Source organism: Pantoea sp. OVA07A (assembly GCF_019969975.1).
Lineage (GTDB): Bacteria > Pseudomonadota > Gammaproteobacteria > Enterobacterales > Enterobacteriaceae > Pantoea > Pantoea agglomerans.
Map to the genome: position 1 here is coordinate 1 of NZ_JAHXYM010000020.1, position 552 is coordinate 552.

The 552-nt window shown below is 48.9% G+C and carries 1 tRNA gene and 2 rRNA genes; all 3 read left to right on the forward strand.

Annotated features, from left to right (window positions below):
- Positions 1-82 (forward strand): 16S ribosomal RNA (locus LC417_RS22265); the annotation flags it as partial.
- An 86-nt stretch (positions 83-168) separates the two neighbouring features.
- Positions 169-244: transfer RNA gene (locus LC417_RS22270), tRNA-Glu, on the forward strand.
- A gap of 212 nt (positions 245-456) precedes the next feature.
- Positions 457-552 (forward strand): 23S ribosomal RNA (locus LC417_RS22275); the annotation flags it as partial.

Consider the following 552-nt stretch of genomic DNA (forward strand, 5'->3'; position numbering starts at 1 on the left):
GCTTACCACTTTGTGATTCATGACTGGGGTGAAGTCGTAACAAGGTAACCGTAGGGGAACCTGCGGTTGGATCACCTCCTTACCTGAAGATACCTTCCCGCGCAGTGTCCACACAGATTGTCTGATAGAAAATAACGAGCAAAGTGTCTTTCGAAGACAGACTTAATTGTCCCCTTCGTCTAGAGGCCCAGGACACCGCCCTTTCACGGCGGTAACAGGGGTTCGAATCCCCTAGGGGACGCCAAAGCTTGGTGACAGGTGAAAGATGTTACCCACATATCTTAAAGATGACTTACGAGTCATGTTTAAGATATTGCTCTTTAACAATCCGGAACAAGCTGAAAATTGAAACGACGCAGCGCGTCATTCCTCCGTAATAAGGGATGACAAAGCGATGCGTTCGAGTCTCTCAAATGCTTGCAATTCGCAGCGTTGAAAAACGCCTGTGGGTTGTGAGGTTAAGCGACTAAGCGTACACGGTGGATGCCCAGGCAGTCAGAGGCGATGAAGGACGTGCTAATCTGCGTAAAGCGACGGTAAGGTGATATGAAC